This is a genomic window from Acinetobacter sp. WCHA55 (assembly GCF_002165305.2).
Taxonomy (GTDB): domain Bacteria; phylum Pseudomonadota; class Gammaproteobacteria; order Pseudomonadales; family Moraxellaceae; genus Acinetobacter.
Genome location: NZ_CP032286.1, coordinates 1,249,427 through 1,272,729, shown reverse-complemented (window position 1 = coordinate 1,272,729; position 23,303 = coordinate 1,249,427). Strand labels below are relative to the sequence as shown.

The window sequence follows — 23,303 nt, the reverse complement described above, 5'->3', positions numbered from 1 at the left end:
TATTGGCTATATCATCCCTGAAATTTTAACTCAAAATACCAATTAAAAGTTGAATCACAAAAGCATTCACAACATCGACAAAGAATGCACCTGTCAGCGGGATAATCAAAAAGGCTTTATGGGATGGCCCATAGGTATTGGTTACAGCTTGAATATTGGCAATTGCTGTAGGTGTTGCACCTAAGTTGACACCACATTGGCCTGCACAGAGTACCGCAGCATCATAGTTCTTACCCATCACACGAAAAGTCACAAAGTACAAATAAAGTGCTAAAAACAGTGTTTGAACAATCAAGATAATCACGAGTGGACCCGCCAAATCTGCCAACAACCAAAGCTGTAAGGACATCAACGCCATGGCTAAAAATAGTGCCAGTGAAGCATTACCAAATACATCGATGCAACGGTCAAAGACTTGAACCTTCAAACCATGCTCTAAAATATTACGCAGAACCACTCCACACATCAGGGCCCAGACAAAACTTGGTAGCTCAAACCACTGCCCTTTAGCCACTGCTGTCATGAAGTATGCGAAGCTGATGCAAAGGGCAAACATCCCCATGGTTTTGACCGCATCATCTGCCGTAATCAAACGTGTTTTTTCAGGAAATTCAAATGGAGCCGTTTGTGCTGAAGGTGGCGCTTCATTACGCCCTGTTGCTGCTGGAATTTCTTCAGCTAACTGGTAGCGACGTATCAGAAATTTAGCGATAGGCCCACCTATTACCCCACCTATGATCAAACCAAATGTTGCACTTGCCATGCCCAATACAATCGCACCCTGCACACCGTGTTCATTTTCAAATATCGTGCCCCACGCTCCTGCTGTCCCATGACCACCTGTGAGTGTGACTGAACCAGTAATTAAACCAATCAACGGGTCTAGACCTAAAACTGTGGCAAGGCTAATACCAACCACATTTTGCAGCAGAACAAATACAATAACGCAGAGTAAAAATATAAGCAGCGACTTCCCGCCTTCTTTGAGCTTAACAAAGCTTGCACTTAACCCCACAGAGGTAAAGAACATCAGCATAAAAATTTGCTGAATATTGGTATTAAAGTTGACGGTTATGTTTGAACTTTTAAACAAAATATAAGTAATAACAGCTGCAACCAATCCACCTGCAACAGGTTCAGGAATGTTATATTTTTTTAAAATACTGACTTTATTCACAAATACATAACCGACCAATAGCACAGCAACTGCTGCAACAATGGTCATAAATGCATCGAATTGATAGTTCATGAGATATCCAATGATGCTTATTGCATTAATTCTAAAACAGATAAGTCAGTGGTGAACAGGCTAAATTTTTTTAATGTACAATTTCTATGCTTTAGATTACATGATGTTTTAAAACTAAGCTCAGTATTATAAGAATACATCATCGTAAAAATAAAAGACCCAATTGGGTCTTTTATTTTTATAGCAACGTAACTTTAATATTAAAACTTATAATGAAAGCTTAGTGTTGCATTTCTTGGTTCGCCCCAAATCATTGAATCTGAGCCTATTCCATCATAATATTTTTTATCAAATAAATTATTTACATTCAGTTGTGTACTAAAGTTTGAATCAAACTTATAACCCAGCATTGCATTTGCAAGATACAAATCACCTCTGTCCACTCGTGTCGCACCTGTGCCCTTATAAATTTTACTAAAATAATTTAGACCAGCACCGGCATACCACGCTTCATTTTTATATTTAACAAATAAGTCTGCCGTAGTCCGAGAACTTGTAGAGTTATAATCAACACCCTTAGCGTCCTTCGCATCAAAATTGGCAACACCAAAGCTGAGCCCCCAATTCTCATTAAACTCACCATCAATATTGAGTTCAACCCCTTTACTGGTTACACCTTCAGCCGCAAAATAAGCATTTTCTGAAGTATCTACCCCGTTGCTATCTTTAACTTTTACTTCTTTTCCCTGTGAATCATATAATTGCTCTGCAACATTATCTTGTTCTATCCTGAAAATAGATAAAGCCGCATTCAACTTCCCATCAAAATACTCAGCTTTTAAACCCATTTCATAGCTTTTACCATCAATAGGATCAAGGAAATTAGCATTCACATCCCTTCTATCTTGAGGTTTAAAAATACTGGTATAACTCGCATATGCAGAATAATCACGTGCAAAATCATAAATAAGACCGAAGTAAGGTGTTACTTCATTATTGAACTCTCTATTCCTTTTACCATCTACTGCTTCGTATTCCCAATTAGAAACACGAACACCTGTAACGGCTTTTAAAGGATCTAGAATATGGAATTTACCTGAAATATAGCCCGCCGTTTGAACTGTATTATTTAACACACCTCGTTGATTTTTTTCGATAGGTACAACAATTTGGGTATTCATGTCATTAAAGTCTAAGGCATCTACATTTAATACATTACCCCCCGTATAATAAGAACCTCCATAATTATTTTTCTTTAGTTCTGTTTTATTCCATGCACCACCAAATACAATCTCTTGCTCACGACCAGCAAGTGTGAAAGGTGCTGTGATATAAGCATCAACATTATTTTCATCAGTACGCTGATCATCTGCATAAACAGAAACATTATACTTTTCGGTAGTCTCATTATAGACTGGAAGTTTATTTGTTTCTTTAATCACTTTCCCTGTTGTATACAATAAGTTTGAAGATGAATCTTCCTGTCTGTATAAATATGAAAGGTTTAAGCTTACATCGTTAAACAAAGTATGCTTTAAGTCAGCAAAAAGCATCGTCGTTTTTGCGTCCCAATATGTCCAGTCTGAACTTACCGTTAAAGATCGATCAAAATTCGTTCTTGAACCATCCGTATAAAACGCAGGTAAGCCACCCCAGCGTACTCCATTTCGGTTTAATTCTTGATAAGAGGCAGCCAAAGATAATAGTGTTTTATCACTAATATCATAATCAATTGCACCATAAACAATATTTCGCTCTTTCTCATAAAAATCCATAAATGAATCTTCATCAGAATGCTTTACGAAAACACGACCACGAAGTGAGCCATCATTATTTAAAGGTGCAGATAGATCTGCCGAGCTTGAATAACTATTCCATGAACCCACAGAGGCATTAACTGAACCAGAAAACACCTTAGAGTTTGCATGCTTCCGAATCAAATTGATGCCCATCGCAGGACTTCCTGCTCCAGTCGTTAAGCCATTTGCACCTTTAACCACTTCGACACGATCATAAATACTTAAATCAAGGTCACCAGCCACAAGATTTGCTGTTGTAGGTTTACCATCTATAAGGAAATAATCTACATCAAAACCACGCGCATAAGGACGTTGACGCTCATCCGTACGTGGAGTCGATACCCCAGTAATATTACTCATCAAATCTTGGAAGGACTCAATGTTACGGTCATCTAAATATTCACGGGTATATACTTTGACTGTTTGTGGGGTTTCACGCAGTGATAAATTTAACTTGGTTGCCGTATTTGTGCTACTCGTCGTATAGCTGCCTGTATTTTCGGTAACTGCTGTTTTGTCTTGGGCTGTAAGGGTAATGGTCGCCAACTGTGCATTTGGCTGAGACGTTGCATTCGCCTCATCCTCTTCCAGGGTGTTTGCATGTGTTATAGACAGCATGGCAGTTGAAGACAGGAAAATAATTTGCATAGCCAAATAAAGTGGCTTTTGCGTAGACAGAGGAGTTTTAAACATATCAGGATATTCACAGCAAATAAGAAAAAAATAAGACAATGAATTGATAATTTTAAAGTGCACACGTGCCTAGTATGCTTAAGTAAAACAAGTACGTAGCATCACAAGCACTAAGATTCGTAAAATCCTTTTCGAACATCTCAGCGGTTTGAGTCATTACATATCAATCCATGTCGAAAAATTATAAACAAAAAATAACGCAAGTGATACTAATTATCATTAGCAAATACATCTTTAATTTAGATTTAATATATTTGAATTGTAGATATAAGTTCCTTTTCACAAGAATATAGCTAAAAAATAAACAATAAATATTTACAATGGTCTAATTTTTGTAATTATAGCAACAATAAAAAAGACCAAGTGTATTTTGGTCTGTTGTTAACTTATGAATCTATTGATGACTTACTCAATGTCGTACACCCAATTTCTAGCTTGTTTATCTGTCGTCGTTTCATAGACATAGTAGTCGTGATCCCATGAGTCTTGATGGAAAATTTCCATTTTTCGATAAGTGACTTGCTTGCCATTTTCGACACAGACAAAGCTGTCACCTTGTTCTTTCACGGCTGAACCGTTAAGAAATCCACCTATGCAGAGGAATCGGGATTGTTTGGGCATACAATAATAACTCTTAATAACTATAGTAATCAGCCAAAAAATCTATTTTCGTAAACTTTGAAAAATTCACAAACATGATTATTAACTTTCTTTGCTAAATTCATCAAAGTATCATTGTGCTTTGTTACTTTTTCAATATCTAAATGAACTAATTGACCATGTGCAATACTATTTCTTATATTTCTAATATCATGATAAGTTTGTTTTTCCTGATCGCTTAAATCAATTAATAAAACATTAATTAAGACTTCTGGTATATCTCTCGCTTTTAAATCATTAATTTTCTTACCTAACATAAAAATACCATATGATGCAAAATGGTCACTTGGAAATCTATAATTAGCTTTCTTTAGTTCAAATGTAGCCTGTTTTCTATCTGGCTGGTTTTTAGCATCAGTAGGTTTAAGTTTATTCTTATATTTTTTTACATTTGGCAAACCACTTAGTACGCTCATAGAATGTTTTGATTTTTTAGTAGCATAGCTTTGAAAATTTGAAATTCCACCATGGAAATCTAAAAACTCATTTATCACATCAATAACAAAAGCTTCGAAGTAACTAAAAAGTGATAATAAGAGATAATCTGATACATGAGACTTATAACCTGCTGTCCTCCTTTTAAGACTTGTTAGTAAATTAGGTGAAGAATAATAGTTGGGCTTATGGCTTTTATAGTAATCAGGACGTGAAATTTGTTGAATATACCCCTTCTCCACTAATGTTATTTGTTGTTTTAATGCAGGTACTGCGTAATGAACTAATACACTAAAATCAAAAATCTCTTGCGTATTTTTTTGCCACTTTAAAAATGCATCAGTTTTTTTCATAGAAAATAGAAATTTATAAAAACTTGGATATTTTATAATAATAAAAAATAAATTCAAAATAAATAAATGATTTATATTAATTTTAAATAAAAATGTAATTTTAATTTAATAGTATCTTATTATCAAAAAAATAAGGGCTGATTTCTCAGCCCTTATTTTTAACTCATTAAAACTTAATTATCAATTAATCAAGTTAACTGAGCAGCAGCAATTTTCTTAGTATCTACTTGATTAGCAGCATTTGTATATTCGCCCATTTGGTCGAAGTTCAAATACTTGTAAATGTCAGCAGACATGCTATCAATTTGAGCTGCATATTGTTGATATTCTTCTGGAGTTGGTAATTTACCAAGTACAGCAGCAACAGACGCAAGCTCAGCAGAAGCTAAGTAAACGTTAGAACCTTGACCTAAACGGTTAGGGAAGTTACGAGTAGAAGTAGAAACTACAGTCGTGTTTGGCGCTACACGTGCTTGGTTACCCATACATAATGAACAACCAGGCATTTCAGTACGCGCACCAGCACGACCGTAAGTGTTATAGAAGCCTTCTTCCATCAATTGGTGCTCGTCCATACGTGTTGGTGGAGCCAACCATAAACGAGTAGACAATGAACCACTTGGTACTTTCTCAAGTAACTGACCAGCTGCACGGAAGTGACCGATGTTAGTCATACAAGAACCAATGAATACTTCATCAATTTTGTCACCTTGAACGTCAGAAAGAAGTTTCGCATCATCTGGATCGTTCGGGCAGCAAAGGATAGGTTCTTTGATGTCTGCAAGGTCAATTTCATACACTTTAGTGTATTCAGCATCAGCATCAGCTTTAAGAAGTGATGGGTTAGCTAACCATTTTTCCATGTTTTCAACACGGCGCGCCATCGTACGAGCATCACCATAACCTTGTGAAATCATCCACTTAAGCATTGTGATGTTAGAACGTAAATACTCAGCAACTTTCTCTTCAGAAAGCGTGATCGCACAACCAGCAGCAGAACGTTCAGCAGAAGCGTCAGAAAGTTCGAATGCTTGTTCAACAGTCAGGTCAGTTTCCATTTCTGACAAGTCGATTTCTAAGATACGACCAGAGAAGATGTTTTTCTTACCTTTTTTCTCAACAGTAAGATCGCCTTCTTTGATTGCATAGTAAGGAATTGCATGTACAAGGTCACGTAAAGTGATACCAGGCTGCATTTTACCTTTGAACTTCACAAGAACTGACTCTGGCATGTCAAGTGGCATAACACCAGTTGCTGCAGCAAACGCTACAAGACCAGAACCCGCTGGGAATGAAATACCAATTGGGAAACGAGTATGCGAGTCACCACCAGTACCTACTGTATCTGGAAGAAGCATACGGTTTAACCAAGAGTGGATAATACCGTCACCTGGACGTAAAGATACACCACCACGGTTCATGATGAAGTCAGGAAGCGTGTGTTGCATTTGAACGTCAACTGGTTTTGGATAAGCAGCAGTATGACAGAAAGACTGCATAACTAAGTCAGCAGAGAAGCCCAAGCAAGCTAAGTCTTTTAACTCGTCACGAGTCATAGGACCAGTTGTATCTTGAGAACCTACAGTAGTCATCTTAGGTTCGCAGTAAGTACCAGGAATTACACCTTGACCTTCTGGAAGACCACATGCACGACCAACCATCTTCTGAGCTAAAGTGAAACCTTTGCCAGTTGCAGCAGGTTGTACTGGAGTACGGAATAAAGTAGATGGAGCAAGACCTAAAGCTTCACGCGCTTTAGTCGTCAAACCACGACCAACGATCAAGTTAATACGACCGCCAGCACGTACTTCGTCTAAAAGTACTGGAGTTTTAAGTTCAGATTCAGCAATTTGTTCGCCGTTTTTGAACGCAGTTACTTTAGCAGCAGCGTGATCAATCTTAAGAACGATTTCGTCGCCCATGTTCATGTTCGCAACGTCAATCTCTACAGGTAACGCACCAGCGTCTTCCATAGTGTTGAAGAAAATCGGAGCGATTTTAGAACCTAAGCAGTAACCACCGTCTTTTTTGTTTGGAATGTGCGCGATTTCGTCACCGAAGAACCAAAGCACAGAGTTAGTTGCAGACTTACGAGAAGAACCTGTACCAACAACGTCACCAACATAAGCAACTTGGTTGCCTTTCGCGATAAGTTCTTTAATTTGGTTTAATGGACCAACTTCACCAGGAACTTCTGGGTTGATACCATCACGTACGTTTTTCAACATTGCATTCGCATGTAATGGGATATCTGGACGGCTCCAAGCGTCTTGAGCTGGAGACAAGTCATCAGTATTGGTTTCGCCAGTTACTTTGAATACTGTAAGTTTGATTTCTTCAGGAACATCTTTACGGCTTGTAAACCATTCAGCATCAGCCCAAGATTGAAGAACTGCTTTCGCATTTTCGTTGCCCGCTTTCGCTTTGTCAGCAACGTCATGGAATGCATCAAATACAAGAAGAGTTTTTTTCAATGCTTCAGCAGCTAGGCCAGCCAATTCAGCATTGTCTAAAAGCTCAACAAGAGGTGCTACGTTATAACCACCAAGCATAGTGCCTAGTAAGTAAACCGCACGTTCTTTAGAAACTAATGGAGAAGTCGCTTCACCTTTTGCAAGAGCAGCCAAGAAAGCAGCTTTTACGTATGCAGCTTGGTCAACACCCGCTGGAACACGGTTTTCTAGCAAGTCTACTAAAAAAGCCTCTTCACCAGCTGGTGGGTTTTTTAATAATTCAACTAATGCAGCTGTTTGAGCATCATCAAGTGGCTTCGGTGGGACCCCGAGTGCGGCACGTTCTTCAACGTGTTGGCGGTAAGCTTCTAGCACGGTGTTATTCCTCTTTTTTAAAAAATTATTTACGTATTCCTGCTTTAAACAAAGCTACGCAAATAATATGGACTGCTTAATTTTACTAAAATTCCAGTTAAAAGTTAATGCGCTACAAGTGTTTCTTCGTGATGCCCATTATTTTCTAACTAAATGATGCTCATATCAATTGCATATAAAAACAGCAATATCGTCAGATCATTTGGGCTTTTTTCACATTAACTTTGAACTGCCATTTAAAATAAAAAAGGCAACTTATGTTGCCTCTTTTTACTCGATATAAATATTCAACCTTAGTGTACTGTTGTGGCTTGAATATATTGTCTGAAACTTTCACGACAGCCTTCAAACTTCATCTGGATTTCATCATCATGCAAAGTTTGATGAGCAGCGCTTGCAAAAGAAATTTGCACTGAAATACATGTAGGTTCGTGGTCAAGTGCATGTTTGAAGTATACATGGTCACCTAAACTGAGGACATAATGACCGCCACCAATTACGGCCACACCATTTTCATCTTCCAAGAGTAAATCTGCATGATTTAAATAGCCAACAACTTCCATTTTCTGCTCCTCTCATTTTTTATTCTATGTTCATTATTCTTTATTTTTATATGCTTTGCTATATATATGATTTAGAGTTTTGTCACAAAAAGTTCCATGCAAAAATAAAAAACCGTTCTTTAGAACGGTTTGTAATCTGGCATTTCGGTATGCGGTGTTGCGATACATTTTTCAGTATATTTCACACGAATTTTTTCACGTGCACCTTCAATATCGGACTTAATTTCAGCCTCAGGTAAAGCATATACATGCTCAATAATATCTAAGATAAATGCTTTGGTCGTCGCATCTTCTACCTTATTGGCATGTTCAATTGCTTTCTCTTTTTCAATGGCATTTTGACGGTCTAACATAATTGAACGCGCAGCATTCCCTACACTTTTACAATAGCCATGCCACTGCTCTTCAGGTGTAAGCGGTTTTTTTTCAGCACAACCCACCAGTGCAATCACAGCAGCCAAAGCGAATAACTTTTTCATTACAACTCTCCTATTCGCCCTATCATAATCAAACTTTTTCAAATGAAGAACCATTACTCGTTTTAAATAGAATAAAAGCCCAAATTTGGACTTTTATTCTTAGAAAAATTAACCGCAGCTTGCTTGAACTACTTTATTCGTTTTCGGATCGACTGTAACTGTCACACGGTCTTCTCGATAATCCATAGTCACAGGCTGCCCTGGTTGGACTAAGCGCACCATCTTCGCACTGGTTTTTTGCTTGATCTGTGCTTCAGTTAAATTTGACTGACCAATCAAAGCTGTCGCTTGCTCAGCAACACATTTGCTCTGACTAGCATGGAAAAGTGCCCATTCTTCAACGACTTGACCATTCGGCAAATGGCAATAGCCCACTTCACCATTGGCCTCTTTTCGAATTTCTAATTTACCACCCTGTTCAACACAGTACGTACTGGCAGGATTAGCCATCCCCAAAGTTGGTTTTTCAGTTTCATTCTTTTGCGCAGTACTACAACCCGATATAGCAGCAACTATTAATCCAAGCATTACGATTTTTTTCATAAAAAATATTTCTTTAAATAAAAGATCAACATAGCAAAGATGTTTAAAAAAAACTGTGCTAGTTTTGCAAAATTTAGGGTTTAATAAAAAAGCCCATCATTTGACGGACTTTTTTATACTGAAAGACTATCTTTTCATGTCATTTTTAATTAACTGAATGAATATCAAGCTCTTCGTTTTTCGCTAAAACTACAGATGCTAAAATTGGAGTACCTAAAATAAACGGCATAGCAAAGATCCAAAAGACCACGGTATAGTGCGGATCAAATAAAAACTGAATAGCAAGTGCTACTAAAATTAAAACTGAAAATAAAATCGCTGCAAAGCGTATTACAAAATTGATCGGCATAGGGATCATCACTCTAAATTTAGCAAGTCCATTTACTATACACCTACTTTCATTATGGTTTAATTGATTTTAAGTATCTAGTGTCTGTTATTCATAGGTTTTCTTCATCTAGTCAATAAACTTAAATAAGCAGCTAAAAATAAAGCCTACTAGATGTAGGCTTTATTTAGCAGGAGGGTTTTAGAATTTCCAGTTATAAAAGACGTCGATGGCACGCTCTAATGACTGACTCGCCTCTAAGTACATACGTTTGTTCATTTGATAACGCAGAGTCAGTTTATTGACTGGTGTAAAGACACCCACACCATAACGGATATATAAGTCAGGCGTAATATAACCAGTCAAACTAACTTGTGTGTCATCCCCTGTACCTTGCGCATCCAACGCCAAACCACTTAAGCCAAAGGTACGTCCAATTTGATTAGTAAAAGCGCGTGTCCCGCCTAAACCTAAACTAATCCCTGCGGCTGCAATGGTGTTGTTAACATCTGACTTAAAGCCTTCCGTCTGACTTAAACCAGTTGTACCTTCGTTAATGCGACCTGTAAGTAACGCATTCAAAGCTTCTTGCTCAGAAAGCCCTGCATCGTTATAGATTTGAATATTTGGTAATGTTGCTGTACCCGTTACACGAAAACCCACCGTACTGCCTTGCACATTTTTATTTGCATCAACATCCAGTGTTGGGTTGCTCAACACACCGTTAAAACGTGCAATGGCACGGTTTAAATCCAAACTTTGTCCATAAGCTTCAATTTTAACTTTCTGACTTACCCCAATTGCACCATTGGCACGCATTGCGGTTTCAGCACCACGCTGCGATAGATATAAACGTCCTAACAATGGAATACGACTATTAAACCCTTGGAAGAAAACTTGATTACCTAATCCGACCATCACATCGGCACGAATATCCCAAGGTTTTGCACTATTTAAAATCGCCAATTGGTTTTGACCTTCTCTGACCACGCGGACATCAGATGATACATTCACCACAGGTACAGATGCTTCAGGCATCGAAATCAGCGCACGAGGGACTTGAATTTCACCGTTTAAAGTCAACTTTCTACTCAACGGTAAAACATCCAGTGTAATTTTTGGTGTAACTAGCGCAGTAATTAATGGCGCTTGGCGAATTAGTAAATTTTCTCCATTCAACTGAAGCTGAATGCGTGGATCATTTTTCCAATCTACCGTCCCAGTAATTGTGCCTACACCACGACCACTGTTAAAAGCACCATTAATGGTGGCTTGGTCTTGGCGTATAGCGGAATACAGCTGAATGTTAGTTAAGTTCACCGGAAGTGAGATCATGCTAATCGAACCATCTTTCAGGCGGACATCCCCTGTAAGTAGTGGTGCTTTTAGCGTTCCATTAATCTTACCTGCGTACGAAAGTGTTCCACCCATTGAGCGTACATCAGCAATGAACGGTTTAAAGACTTTGAGTTGCACCTGATCAAATGCAATTTCACCACGCATCGGCATGTTATCTCGATACGGATCAATAACTACATTGGCATAGCCCACACCAATTTCAGGTGTTTTGACATCCAAACGGATTTGTAAACCTTCCGCGATGCTTTTGGCAACCAAAGCCACTTGTTCATATTTTAAGGTTGAGCCCATATCTTGCGGGTCATCGGCAGCTAAACCAATCACACCATTTCGAGTGACTAAACGCGCATCAATTTTTGGTTTAGCCCCTTGTGCCCAAACTGCTTTAGCATGTCCATTTAACTTACCCGTTATCGCTAATCCTTCAGGCATAAAAGCAGCGAAGTCGTTTAGGTCGAGGTTTTGAGTCAAGAATGAAATATTGCCGCGTGTTTTACTGATACGAATCGGCTGGTCAAAACACAACTGACTTTGTTGGCTCATCCAACAATGCGCACCAATCAACAAATCTGCTTTGGCACTGTTATAGACAACAGCCGCACTTTGACGCTGTACCAAACGCGCGCGTAAAGAGTCAAAATCACCTTTTTGGATCTGACCTAACCAATCATTTTGCGCGTTAAACCCACCTGCCAATTGTACATAGAATTTCGACTTTTCGTTTTGTGCAGAAACTTTTAATAAATGGGCTTTGCGAATACCAGCTAGTGAAATTTCACCTTGTTGAATTTCACGATTACCACTTCTTAAACTTTCCATTTTTGCAGTCAATAATGAAGGCGTTGTTTCCGATGTTGGTAATTGCCCGACAATGCGTAATTTACGCATATCCATCAGATCTTTAAAGCCAAAATTATCCACTGCTAAGTTTGCGGTAGCTCTTAAGCGTGGTTGAGATTGGATATTTAAATAGCCGTAGGCACGGCCACGTAAGCCCGAATAAATTTCATACAGTGCAGGCGCATTAATATTCAGTCTCAGGTTTTGTGCATTACCCGTCGCTTGTACTTGGTTTTTGGCATAAGCCAACAGTAGATTATTCGCTTCAAACTGTTGCGGTAAAAAGCCCTTTTCACTGGTGTTGAGTACCAAAGCCAAGTTACCCGTGCCACGAACTGGCTTATTGTTCAGTGTACCTGCGAGGTTTAAGCTTTCAATGTTAATACGTTTTAAAGCATCCGACCATGTACCTTTGGTTTTCACCACACCAGACACTTCGCCTTTAACACTAGACGCAAAATATTGCGGTTTAAAACGAATAAATGCTGCATTCACATCCCAAGTGATGCCGTGAATAAAATGCACCAAACCGCTGGCATTAATTTGACCTGCCACACCATTGTGTTTTAACTCAGTCACTTTAATAAACTCAGGCGTTCCTGAAAGCTTTAGGTTTAACTTACCCTGACTGGCTTCAAACTGGCTGGCTTTTAACGCACCATCATAGTTCACTGCATAGCCCTTGAAAGCGCCGCCAGCTTTTTCATCATTAAACAGAAATGCAGCAGTCGACTGACCTGTTAAGTGAACCGTTTCATTATTGCCTACCAGTTTTCCAGTCAGGTCAATCCCTTGTAGCTGAATGATCTGTTGATTCGGTTTGGCATAGCCACTTGCTTGAAGTTTTCCATTCAAAAGATTAACTGGTGAAGCTTCTGCCACCATTTGCGGATTAAAATCTTTCGCGTTTAAAGTCGCTTTCCACTTCAGTTGACGTTTCTCATCTGGTAACTCAACCACTGCATTACCACTTAAACTCCCCTTACTGGCCACATAACTAAAACTCGGCACATTTAAATTGTTATTTTTAAAATTTAACTGTGCGAGGTAATTACCCGCAGGTAAAGTTGCGTTTTCATGTTGACTCACAACAGTGGCAACATGAATATCTTGCTGACCTTCAACCAACGCCAGTTTTACATCCCCTGAAGCACTACTTAACCAGCCGATATAAGGCATGGCGCGGTCAATATTTTTCCAAGAGATATCCATCATCATTGGCTGGACTTTGCTATTTTTCTCTGGGTTTTGATCTAGTGCAAGATGCCATGTTTCATAACGATCAAAGTCAAGATCCGCGCTTAAGTGTAAACCCTTTTCGAGCGTGCCTTTAGATGCAATTTTTGCATCCAAACTTGGCGGTAGGAAGTCAGAAACCACTTGTGGCAGTACATCATCTTTAGGATTGATTTTATCTAAACGACCTTGTATATCCCAAGTGACATGATCTTTCCAACTCACCACACCACCTAGATTGACGGAACCTTTCATCAACTGACCATTTAAGTTATCAATATCGAGTTGATGAACTAAATCCGTATGCATCAAAGCTGTATATTGACCTTTAGGAATGTCTTTACCACTCAGATCTGTATCTAAATCGATATCTAAACGCTGAATATCACCTGAAAATTGAGCAAGGCCCTTTTCAGCATATAGTTTGTAATCGGTCAGCAAAGGCAAATTGTAATGATTAAATTTAAGCTGACCTTGCATCGGTACATGCTTACGTACAGGGTGCAAAATGGCCCAACCCGTCAACAGGTCAGGCGTCCGCGTTGCAAAACCCGCTTGGATGGTGTCCAGTGTGCCTGTTGCATGTACAGCAATATCATGTACATTTAAACTATCACGCAGTGCCGGTAAGTTGGCAATAGCAGTCGCTTCAAGTGGATATTTCCCTGAAAATTTCATTTTCCCTGTTGCATTACGAACGGCTAAATACCCCATATTTACCCTAGAGTCTTCAAACTCAAGTTCTGTCCCAGACCAAAGAGCATTGTTTAAATGCACATCATAAAAATCTACTTGAGCATCGGATGCAGTACGGATATTTAAATGATCAACATCTGCTGTATCTAAACGTAAAACAAAGGGTAATTTAATTTCGCTGAACTTAAAGGGTTCATCACTCGGCTCACCTTTGGTAATGATGCGCAAATTGCGCACATCAGCTTCACGTAGATGAATCTCTTTATTCAAAATAGCACGCCAGCCTAAAACCACATCGGCACGGTCAATTTTGACATCAACAGGCTTTAAGCTCACCACCACATTTTTAAGGATAATGCCTTTCCACAGATTACCACCTTCATATTCATATTGGATAACCTGCTGACGTTGTAAAACTTGGTCGAGTAGAAACTTACTGCCTTTATCGGTAGAAAACATGACCGCAAGCGATATCACCAACAAGATGAGCGTCAACAACAGCGTCAAAAGGACACTTCTAAAAATCCTTCGCTGTTTGATGTGCGGCGCTGGTGGCGTTGGTTCTTGCTGCTGTTCTGCTTCAGCCATAGTCTTCCCAAAAAAGAGTTAAATTTTATAATAATGAGCCAATAAAGAAATGCACACGTATCGGATGGCTATCATCGGAAATTCCTGAAGCTACATCTATACGAATAGAGCCAATTGGTGAGGCCCAACGTACGCCAAGACCGACACTGTATTCGGTGTCATTGCTAAAATCTGTATCATAAGCATTACCAAAATCACTGAATACTGCTGCACGCCAGCCTTCTTTAAACTGGTAATTGTATTCCATCGAGCCAACAGCTAAGGCCTGACCGCCCACTTTAAAGCCATCGACCACTGGAGACAGACTCTTATAGTCAAAACCACGAATACCTTGGTCTCCGCCCGTGAAATAGCGCAAGTTATAAGGGACTTTATTAAAGTCCTCAGTGAAGATATAACCGAGATCGCCACGCCCAACAAACTGATGGTTGTCGTTTTCACCCAATGAATAGATAAAGCGCCAACCCGCATTTACGATGGCCATATCGGCATCTGAAAGTAGGCTTTCGCTACCCAATTCAATTTTATAAGTTTGTTTAATACCTTTACTTGGGTTTACACGTTTATCACTATCAATTCTAGAAATTTCATAACCCAATAAAAGCGACTCTTGCTCAGGGTCATTATTTGCAATAAATGCATCTGGCAAATCATCTACATTCGCTGAACCCTTTTGCGTCAGTCGATCTAGACGGTAACGTACACCATAGGTATGTTGCCAATTCCCCATTGGGTTTTTAATAACACGGTCTGCCCCTGCAACAGCAGACTCGGTGAGTAAGTTTACACCTTGTCCGACATCATCGCGTTCTTCACGCTCATAACCGCCCACGAGACTGATATAATCATTTAGCGGATGTTTATAAGGAATATTATAGCGACCATCAATAGCTTGTCGGATTTCTGAAAGCTCTAAGTTGGCATCAAATGAGTGGCCACGTTTATTTACAATCGCACGGCGATATTGTGTACGTAAACGCGCTCCAGAATCACTACCATAACCTGCACCAACTTCAACACTATTTAACTGGTCCGCGTTTAAAGTAACTTTAACAGGAATTACTTTTGTTTCTCGAGCTTCAAGTTTTAAACGTTCTTCTTCACTTTGTTTGGTTTCTTGTGCGCTGCGAAGCTCTAATTGTGCTTGATTTTGCTCGGCATCATTGACACCAGCAAACTGTGCTTCACTGACCACAGACTGTGTCACTTCACGATTCGAATCAACCTCCTTTTTCTCTTGAACGAAAACATCCTGACGAGAAAGTTGTTGTTCATCGACCAACTGCTGTAAATCAGGCGGTAACTCACGGATTCTTTCAACTGGATCAGGACGAACTGCATCTACCAAGCTGTAGTTAAAATAACGTGAGTTGGTCAAATTATTGGCCAAACTATTAACACGCCAAAAAGTATAATCTGCCCCAGGCTCCCAAGTCACTAAACTTTGTAAAACATCTAAATCAATAGGGAGTGGTTTGCTTGGGTCACTCATCACAAACTCAACACCGCCGAGTTTATAGCGTTCACCTGTTTCATAACGTAAGTTAATGTCTGCCGTATTTTGTGGCTGTTCAACTTTCACATCGTGTAAGCGCCAGTAACTATCAAAAAATCCGTTATTACTAGCAGCTTCATTAATTCGTGCTTTAGTCGACTCATATAAACCATGGTGTAATACATCACCGACGTCTTGCTCTGGTAAGACTTTAATCACTTGGAACTGCGGTAAGTACTGACCTGCGCCACTAAACTCGATGTTTTGTTCTTCAATCCGCACAGGATTATTCGGTACCACTTGAATGCGTACACGATTACTGCTGGTTTTTTCAAACTTAAATTCAGCATTATAAAACCCTACTGCTTGAGCAGCTTGGTTGGAAAGTGTCCGCAACTGTGGCAGTGCTGAAGGAAAATCTTCAAAAGATTCTTCAGTAAAGCTAGAAACTTTGCCTTCAATATTTTCTTTTAAATTCACCAAAGCAGCCTGATACGCTTTATTGGATATCTCGCCTTCATATTTCGCATTGATGATTTCGACATCTGCATTGATTCGCGGCACCTTTGCAGTATCCAGTTCTCTTGGCGGTCGAATTTTATAAAGCATGCGCTTAAAGAAATTAGGTTCTTTGGCAATTTGCTCTTCAGCACTCATGCCAAAATCTAAAGTATTTCCTTCCGTGTTAGCTTCTACTGAAATTTTACTGTCAGCTTGAATGCTTTGCATCAGTTGATCGACATTGACTGGAGCTTGATTAATTTCCGCCATTTCCTGTTGAGTGGCATCGCTTAGCACCAACTCGGTCTTTTGGCCACTACGGTAAGCTTGGGCTTCTGCTTTCGCTTGCTCAGCTACCTGATAAATATCATTGGCCATGCCTTGGTCAACTTGTACAGTTGGCAAGTCCTCAAGGTTATCAAACTCAATCGGTGCAAATTCAGGTAAGTTCTTTAGAGCTACCTGTTGCTGTTGTAACATTTGCATACTGTCTGGAACGGTGGGCTCAACCACAGAATTTTCAATTTTTTTTAATTCATCAGTGCTGCCCATGCCTTGACGAACCGCTTCTTTTTTAATGTCTTCAGTGAATTGTGTAGAAATTTGTGGATCGACTTGTACGTTACTTGGTTCAATCGCAACGGGCGTTTCAGCCAAAGTAGCTTGTGACAAAAGCGTTAAAAAGATACTCAGACACAAATATTTATTGTTATGATGCCACGGTATGAAAGAATTCATACTCAATGAAAGAGTCGACTTTTTAAATTGTGTTTTGGCAAGCATAGAAAACTCTAAATTTATTTAATCGTTATGGATTTGCTCTAATGAATTGTCACAAAAGAACTGAAATCTATTGATTATTTTAACCAGTTTCAGGTTTTAAATATCTTACATGATTTTATTGAACGTTTGAGCAATTAGTCACATTTCTTAATAAAACTTAATGCAGTGCAAAAAGCATGAAAAACAATGAACATCTATTAAGTACCCGTCGTTTTCTTCCCATGTTTATTACCCAATTTTTTGGCGCGTTAAACGACAATGTTTATAAACAAGCTTTGCTTTTAGTCATTACTTATGGATGGATTAATCAACAAGCTGCGGATGTCAGTACCTTAAATAATTTAGCCGCGCTGTTATTTATTTTGCCTTACTTCATTTTTTCTGCAACCGCCGGACAAATTGCCGATAAGTTTGAGCGCTCACAACTCATTCGTGGCATCAAAGTTTTAGAAATTGTCATCATGCTCATCGGTTCCGCGGGTTTCTTGTTGGGCAATTTATGGCTACTGCTGTTGGCACTATTTATGATGGGCACGCATTCCACCTTCTTTGGCCCCATTAAATACGCCATTTTACCTGAGATTCTCAAGCCAAATGAACTCATGTCTGGCAACGCATTGTTCCAATCAGGTACATCTATTGCCATATTGGTGGGCATGATTTTAGGTGGTGCGGTCATTTCAGCGTCAAATGGCAATTTGTTTTGGATTAGCCTGACTGTGGTTACGATTGCTATTTTGGGTTATTTCTCTAGTCGCTATATTTTAAAACAAAAAGTCAGCGCACCAGACTTAAAAATTGACTGGAATTTCTTTAGAACGAGTTTTCAAACACTTCAATATGCCAAAAGCCTGCCCCTCATTTTTATGGTTTTACTGGGGAATTCATGGTATTGGTTTTATGGGGCGACCTACCTCACTCAAATTCCGCAGTTGACCTTGCAAAATCTACACGCGTCAGAAAATGTCGTAAGTCTACTCTTGACCTTTTTCTCTGTCGGCATTGGGGGTGGTTCGCTGTTATGCCGTAAGATTGGTGGTTCAGAAGTAAATATAAAAATGGTGCCTGTGGGTGCTATTGGACTGACTCTATTTGCCTTTTATTTGGCCTTGAGTCTCGCTTATGTTCCAGAACGCACAGGGGCAATGCTCAATGTTAGCGATATGTTCAACCACGGTATGGTTTACTATCATGTCATGCTTGCGGTGACTTTGCTTGGCATCAGTGGTGGTTTTTATATTGTGCCCTTGTATGCCATGATGCAAGCATATTCTCCGCGGTCACACCGTGCACGCGTTGTTGCCGCAAACAACATTTTAAATGCGGTGTTTATGGTGTCATCTGCTGTATTTTCGATTATCATTTTAAGTATTTTAAAGATTGATATTAAAATACTTTTCAGCATTACCGCTATATTGAGTGCAGTTTTTACAGTGTGGTTGTTATATCGACTTAAACCTATGCTAAAAACTGTACAACCTGAGTTAGAGGACTAAAGTTATGCGTCATTACACTGGCATAGATAAATTTATCAATTCTTTTGATCAAGCCCTGCGCAGCTTAGTTCCTGGCACAACGTCTGCTCAACGCGAGAACCCAGGTAAGGCGGTAGAAACCCAACTGGCCGTCAGTGAAGCGCGTCATGTTGCTGGTTTAATGCGGGTCAACCATAGTGGCGAAGTCTGTGCACAAGCGCTCTATCATGGTCAGGCCTTAACTGCAAAACTGCCAAATGTACGCCGTGAAATGGAACAAGCCGCGATTGAAGAGCAAGACCATCTTGCATGGTGTGAAGACCGTTTAAAAGAACTGGATAGCCATACCAGTCTGCTCAATCCTATTTGGTACGGCTTATCCTTTGGTATGGGAGCAATCGCAGGCATTGCAGGCGATAAATATAGCTTAGGTTTTGTTGCAGAAACGGAGCGCCAAGTCAGTCTGCATTTACAGCATCACATCAGCCAACTCCCTGCTCAAGATGACCGTTCACGTAATATCCTTGTACAAATGAATGAAGATGAATTACATCACCGTGATACAGCACTGAATGCTGGTGGTGTCGATTTGCCAATTCCTGTCAAAATCACCATGACAGCCATTTCTAAACTCATGACCAAGACCAGTTATTTTATTTAAGCAAACATACTTTACCCCCAATAAAAAAGCAGTGATTGTTCCGCTGCTTTTTTATTTATTTCAATTTGCTTATTCTGGTGATATCGGCAGTAATAAAATATTACCCACTTGCTTTAAATTCGCCGTATATTTTGATGCTAGTGATGGGTTAGATGGATAACTTTTTCCGTTGAACTTCAGTATGACCTGTCCTAAACCACGCGTATAAACAGACAAATCACGCCAACCTTGGGTTTGGGTACTTAAAGCATAAATTGGGGTAGATGATACGGTCATTTTGCTATGCGGTTGAAAACTTCCATTTTCAAGACCTTTAAACACCAACAAAGTGCAGCCACCAGAACCACACCATTCCATCCCACTTAATAGCACCACGGCATCATCGATCCCGTCTTTATTTAAATCATACAGACTACTTTGATAATCCGATTGATCTTGGGTATAGGCATGCACCGCCTGCTCTAACGCTTTATTTTTAGCAGATTTCGATACTGAAACTTCATTCCCAACTGTACTTGTCGCTACTGAAGTCAGACTTGGTTCCGCTTCAACCATGTTTGATGGATTTGATTGACAACCCGCTACAAGCATTGCTAAAAAAAGCGCACTCAAAATTTGTATTTTCATGAAATAACTCGCTTTGTATTGTATTTTTTATACATCTTAAAGCAGTTATAAATGCAATCACACTTCAATATGTTAATTGGTTTCTAAACAACTGACCGTTGGAAATGCATGCTCTGCATGTTGAAAGGCAGCATCCTTCCACACATCAAACATTGGAATTTTAACATCTAAAGCCAAAGGCAGTTTCTTAGGGTTAAATTGCATATGCTCCAGGTTGTCACCCCATGCAATCAAATCAACATCCAAAGCAATTTGATGCGATGGACGAATTCGCCCAGAGGCATTTTCCATTTTTTTTAGCAGGACTGAAACCTCAGAAGCAGACAAAGTTGATTTCAGCAAACACGCTGCATTCCAATAATCTGCCCCGACACCATCACGACATGGAATTAAATAAATGTTCGAAAATTGCAGCTGCCCAATTTTAGATAACTCATCAAAGGCATATAAAAAATGTTGCTGAGGGTTATTATTACTCGCCAGAGCTAGGGCGAAAATCGTTTCGGTGGCGTTCAAGACGAATTCCTACAGAATTTGCTTGCGCGATAATGGCAGGCTTACGGATGGTAATACTAATCGATTCAATCGCATGAAAGGTAGAAAAAAGTGCGTTGATGACCAACTTTGCCGCATGTTCAATCAGTTCAGGTTTGGCATCTTGAATAACCTTTGCCGCGATTTCACAAATTTCGGCATAATTTAAGGTATGGTCTAAGTCATCTGAGTTTGATGCTTGCTCCAAATCTGTTTGAATAATCATATCCAACATTAAAGGCTGAATAATCTGACGTTCCCAGTTAAAACAGCCAACCACGGTTTCAACTTTTAAACCTTCAATGATAATTGCGTCCACATTATTACCTTTAACCGATTTTGACTTTTAATCCCTGCCTTACGAAACCATGTTTCTCACCCCTTTAACAGGAAAGCGTTTTTCAGTCCCTCTTTTCAAAAGAAGGACTGAAAGGGATTTTTTGGAGAATGTGCTTCAAAAGAATTTAGTTTTTTAACAACACATTTGGATCCATAGTTTGCACCATTTGCAAACGCTGGTCAGCATAGATGTCGGTATATGGTGCAAGGATGCGCATGAAACGATCGAAATACAGCATCTGTTTAAATAACAAGGCAAAATCACGCGGAAAGCGAATGCCGTGACGCTCGCCCACTGCGACCATATCCATCATAATGTCATTCAAATCTGCTGGGTTAGAACTCAGTAACTCTTGCGGATCTGCCAAAAGTACACCACTAAATAAACGCTCAAGATCTGCGGCCAACACTTGCGTATCAATCTGCACTGCGGTCATGCCCATTTTCAGCATGTTTTCTGCCATGAGTGCATAATCTGTTTTTTGCAAGGCATCCATAAAAGCGATACAAGCTGTCCATACTTCAGGTTTTAACTGGCCCACAATTCCAAAGTCAATGAAACCCACACGACCATCATCAAGCAACATCAGGTTTCCAGCATGTAAGTCAGCATGGAAACTATTACACATCATCAGACTACCAAACCATGTATTCATGGCAGTAATCAGGACTTGTGATGGATCTTTGCAACGCTGTTTCACCACATTAAAATCGGTTAATGGTACACCATATAACCGTTGCATGGTCAGCACACGGCGAGTCGAATATTGGTGATAGACCTTCGGTGCCATGGCTTTATGGTTTTGTGTGATATTGAGATAGTTCACAAAGTCATCCAGATTACTGGCTTCTTCAATAAAATCGACTTCACGAACCATGCGGGTTTTGATTTCTTCCACAATGTCTGCAAGCGATGCAAATTTGACTTTAGGCACCGCTTTTTCCAAGACCTTAGTTGCCCAGTGCAGCACATTTAAGTCGGTATAGAGAATTGTTTCTACACCTGGCTTTTGTACTTTAATCACTACATCTTCGCCCGTTACCAGTTTTGCGGCATGGACTTGGGCAATAGATGCCGAAGCTAACGGTGTTTCATCAATTGATGCAAAAATCTCAGACAGATTTCGACCTTCAAACTCAGACGCCAAAACCCCTTGTACATAACTAAACGGTAAAGACGGCGTTTGGTCTAAACAGCCTTGGAATTCTTCAACGTATTCACGTGGAAAAAGTGAAGGTGTACTGGCAATAAACTGACCTAGCTTGATATAGGTTGAACCCAAAGACTCAAAGGTTTCACGCATCAGTTTGGCATTACTTGGTTTTTCAGTTGCGTACTTAATACCTGCACGCGCTGCAATGACTGCTGTTTCCCCAACACGGGCAACAGAGCGCAGTCCATCTAAAAAGATATTGTTTTTCATAATATCGGTCAAAAATAAATTGTATTGAGTGTATCAAAGAATGAAAAAATTGCAGGCTTATCTTGCCTGACAAACGGGACAATCTGTATCTTTTTCGAAAGCAAGCAAACGTTGTTTCATACTTAAGCCATCCCAAAGCAACAGGCGTTGTTTGAGTGCGGAGACATTTAAACCCAAGTATAAAAGTGCATGATGCGCTTGAAGACTAGCCATTACGTTTGGCGTAGTAGCTAAAACGCCCGAATCTGCACAGCGTAGGCTTTCATTCGCATGCTCTTCTTTCGGGAACAGACATTCATAACAAGCAGACTCGCCTTCCACCATAAAGAGTTGACCTTGAAAACCAATAGCCGATGCACTGATGAGTGGAATATTGGCTGCTTTACACTGCTGATTGACCAAATACCGTGTCGTAAAATTATCACAACCATCAAGAACTAGGTCTTGACCAACAATTAAGCGAGCTGCATTAGATGTATCAAGCTTTACAGTATGCGCATGGACTTGGATATAGGGATTGATCTGCTTTAAACGCTCGGCCAAAACCTCTGCTTTATAGAAACCGACATTGTTCTTTACATAAGCAATCTGTCTTTGCAGATTGCTTATTTCGATCGTATCTGCATCAATCAGAGTAATTTGCCCTACGCCAGCACGTGCCAGTAACTCCGCAGTCAAACAACCGATGCCTCCACAACCCACGATGAGTACATTGGCCAACTTAAGTTTTTCTTGTGCCTCTATATCCCATCCGTCCAATAAAATTTGGCGGCTATAGAGATGCATTTCAGCATTACTGAGTTCTAGACTTTCATCTAACTCGTCCATGATTCAGCCTTTCGCTAAAGAAAATGTTGATGGCGAATTATAACCAT

18 protein-coding genes are annotated in these 23,303 nt (G+C 39.7%); 2 read left to right on the top strand and 16 right to left on the bottom strand.

The window, feature by feature from the left end; translation table 11 throughout:
• Positions 1-25 precede the first annotated feature (25 nt).
• The 11 genes from gltS to CDG62_RS08855 form a co-directional block, all read right to left on the bottom strand.
• Complete coding sequence (gltS, locus tag CDG62_RS08905; RefSeq protein WP_087526416.1) at positions 26-1,249, bottom strand: sodium/glutamate symporter; 1,224 nt, start codon at positions 1,247-1,249, stop codon at positions 26-28.
• 200 nt (positions 1,250-1,449) lie between these two features.
• Positions 1,450-3,681, bottom strand: coding sequence for a TonB-dependent siderophore receptor (locus CDG62_RS08900; RefSeq protein ID WP_087526417.1), 2,232 nt, complete (start codon positions 3,679-3,681; stop codon positions 1,450-1,452).
• A 405-nt stretch (positions 3,682-4,086) separates the two neighbouring features.
• Entirely contained in the window at positions 4,087-4,302 is a 216-nt protein-coding gene (locus CDG62_RS08895; protein WP_087526418.1) for a hypothetical protein, read from the bottom strand.
• Positions 4,303-4,331: 29 nt separating this feature from the next.
• On the bottom strand, positions 4,332-5,129 hold the full coding sequence (locus CDG62_RS08890; protein ID WP_087526419.1) for a HEPN domain-containing protein: 798 nt from the start codon (positions 5,127-5,129) through the stop codon (positions 4,332-4,334).
• Positions 5,130-5,317: 188 nt separating this feature from the next.
• On the bottom strand, positions 5,318-7,957 hold the full coding sequence (locus CDG62_RS08885) for a bifunctional aconitate hydratase 2/2-methylisocitrate dehydratase (RefSeq protein ID WP_087526420.1): 2,640 nt from the start codon (positions 7,955-7,957) through the stop codon (positions 5,318-5,320).
• A 293-nt stretch (positions 7,958-8,250) separates the two neighbouring features.
• Entirely contained in the window at positions 8,251-8,520 is a 270-nt protein-coding gene (locus CDG62_RS08880; RefSeq protein WP_087526421.1) for a hypothetical protein, read from the bottom strand.
• Positions 8,521-8,639: 119 nt separating this feature from the next.
• Positions 8,640-8,999 (bottom strand): hypothetical protein, encoded by a 360-nt coding sequence (locus CDG62_RS08875; RefSeq protein ID WP_087526422.1) that lies wholly within the window; start codon positions 8,997-8,999, stop codon positions 8,640-8,642.
• A gap of 108 nt (positions 9,000-9,107) precedes the next feature.
• Entirely contained in the window at positions 9,108-9,542 is a 435-nt protein-coding gene (locus tag CDG62_RS08870; protein ID WP_087526423.1) for an I78 family peptidase inhibitor, read from the bottom strand.
• Positions 9,543-9,687: 145 nt separating this feature from the next.
• Positions 9,688-9,891: a hypothetical protein gene (locus CDG62_RS08865; protein WP_087526424.1), complete on the bottom strand. Its 204-nt coding sequence runs from the start codon at positions 9,889-9,891 to the stop codon at positions 9,688-9,690.
• A 180-nt stretch (positions 9,892-10,071) separates the two neighbouring features.
• Positions 10,072-14,589 (bottom strand): translocation/assembly module TamB domain-containing protein, encoded by a 4,518-nt coding sequence (locus tag CDG62_RS08860; RefSeq protein ID WP_087526425.1) that lies wholly within the window; start codon positions 14,587-14,589, stop codon positions 10,072-10,074.
• Positions 14,590-14,614: 25 nt separating this feature from the next.
• Positions 14,615-17,368, bottom strand: coding sequence for an autotransporter assembly complex protein TamA (locus CDG62_RS08855; protein WP_087526426.1), 2,754 nt, complete (start codon positions 17,366-17,368; stop codon positions 14,615-14,617).
• A 176-nt stretch (positions 17,369-17,544) separates the two neighbouring features.
• Here CDG62_RS08855 and CDG62_RS08850 point away from each other — a divergent pair, with 176 nt between their 5' ends.
• Together CDG62_RS08850 and coq7 are read left to right on the top strand one after the other, a co-directional pair.
• On the top strand, positions 17,545-18,864 hold the full coding sequence (locus CDG62_RS08850) for an MFS transporter (protein ID WP_087526427.1): 1,320 nt from the start codon (positions 17,545-17,547) through the stop codon (positions 18,862-18,864).
• A gap of 4 nt (positions 18,865-18,868) precedes the next feature.
• Positions 18,869-19,504, top strand: coding sequence for a 2-polyprenyl-3-methyl-6-methoxy-1,4-benzoquinone monooxygenase (gene coq7 / locus CDG62_RS08845; protein WP_004696505.1), 636 nt, complete (start codon positions 18,869-18,871; stop codon positions 19,502-19,504).
• Between the two features lie 69 nt (positions 19,505-19,573).
• On the opposite strand, the gene CDG62_RS08840 is transcribed toward coq7, so the two are convergent.
• From CDG62_RS08840 to CDG62_RS08820, 5 genes are all read right to left on the bottom strand, one after another.
• Entirely contained in the window at positions 19,574-20,131 is a 558-nt protein-coding gene (locus CDG62_RS08840) for a hypothetical protein (RefSeq protein ID WP_228254437.1), read from the bottom strand.
• Between the two features lie 72 nt (positions 20,132-20,203).
• Positions 20,204-20,647 carry a 2-amino-4-hydroxy-6-hydroxymethyldihydropteridine diphosphokinase gene (locus CDG62_RS08835; RefSeq protein WP_087526428.1) on the bottom strand — a complete coding sequence of 148 codons (444 nt, stop codon included), beginning with the start codon at positions 20,645-20,647 and terminating at the stop codon, positions 20,204-20,206.
• Positions 20,604-20,984 carry a dihydroneopterin aldolase gene (gene folB / locus CDG62_RS08830; protein ID WP_087526429.1) on the bottom strand — a complete coding sequence of 127 codons (381 nt, stop codon included), beginning with the start codon at positions 20,982-20,984 and terminating at the stop codon, positions 20,604-20,606. Before folB ends, CDG62_RS08835 begins: the two co-directional genes overlap by 44 nt.
• A 145-nt stretch (positions 20,985-21,129) precedes the next feature.
• Positions 21,130-22,428, bottom strand: coding sequence for an ABC1 kinase family protein (locus CDG62_RS08825; protein ID WP_086207713.1), 1,299 nt, complete (start codon positions 22,426-22,428; stop codon positions 21,130-21,132).
• A 57-nt stretch (positions 22,429-22,485) separates the two neighbouring features.
• Positions 22,486-23,256, bottom strand: a complete 771-nt coding sequence (locus CDG62_RS08820; protein ID WP_087526430.1) for a HesA/MoeB/ThiF family protein — start codon at positions 23,254-23,256, stop codon at positions 22,486-22,488.
• Positions 23,257-23,303: the final 47 nt, after the last annotated feature.

What these genes read in the sequence shown, in the direction of transcription:
- CDG62_RS08860 (WP_087526425.1), bottom strand. Translation starts at nt 14,589, where the DNA reads ATGGCTGAAGCAGAACAGCAGCAAGAACCAACGCCACCAGCGCCGCAC.
- CDG62_RS08820 (WP_087526430.1), bottom strand. Translation starts at nt 23,256, where the DNA reads ATGGACGAGTTAGATGAAAGTCTAGAACTCAGTAATGCTGAAATGCAT.
- coq7 (WP_004696505.1), top strand. Translation starts at nt 18,869, where the DNA reads ATGCGTCATTACACTGGCATAGATAAATTTATCAATTCTTTTGATCAA.
- CDG62_RS08875 (WP_087526422.1), bottom strand. Translation starts at nt 8,999, where the DNA reads ATGAAAAAGTTATTCGCTTTGGCTGCTGTGATTGCACTGGTGGGTTGT.
- CDG62_RS08890 (WP_087526419.1), bottom strand. Translation starts at nt 5,129, where the DNA reads ATGAAAAAAACTGATGCATTTTTAAAGTGGCAAAAAAATACGCAAGAG.
- CDG62_RS08855 (WP_087526426.1), bottom strand. Translation starts at nt 17,368, where the DNA reads ATGCTTGCCAAAACACAATTTAAAAAGTCGACTCTTTCATTGAGTATG.
- CDG62_RS08870 (WP_087526423.1), bottom strand. Translation starts at nt 9,542, where the DNA reads ATGAAAAAAATCGTAATGCTTGGATTAATAGTTGCTGCTATATCGGGT.
- CDG62_RS08850 (WP_087526427.1), top strand. Translation starts at nt 17,545, where the DNA reads ATGAAAAACAATGAACATCTATTAAGTACCCGTCGTTTTCTTCCCATG.
- CDG62_RS08840 (WP_228254437.1), bottom strand. Translation starts at nt 20,131, where the DNA reads ATGAAAATACAAATTTTGAGTGCGCTTTTTTTAGCAATGCTTGTAGCG.
- CDG62_RS08900 (WP_087526417.1), bottom strand. Translation starts at nt 3,681, where the DNA reads ATGTTTAAAACTCCTCTGTCTACGCAAAAGCCACTTTATTTGGCTATG.
- CDG62_RS08865 (WP_087526424.1), bottom strand. Translation starts at nt 9,891, where the DNA reads ATGCCGATCAATTTTGTAATACGCTTTGCAGCGATTTTATTTTCAGTT.
- CDG62_RS08825 (WP_086207713.1), bottom strand. Translation starts at nt 22,428, where the DNA reads ATGAAAAACAATATCTTTTTAGATGGACTGCGCTCTGTTGCCCGTGTT.
- CDG62_RS08895 (WP_087526418.1), bottom strand. Translation starts at nt 4,302, where the DNA reads ATGCCCAAACAATCCCGATTCCTCTGCATAGGTGGATTTCTTAACGGT.
- CDG62_RS08880 (WP_087526421.1), bottom strand. Translation starts at nt 8,520, where the DNA reads ATGGAAGTTGTTGGCTATTTAAATCATGCAGATTTACTCTTGGAAGAT.
- gltS (WP_087526416.1), bottom strand. Translation starts at nt 1,249, where the DNA reads ATGAACTATCAATTCGATGCATTTATGACCATTGTTGCAGCAGTTGCT.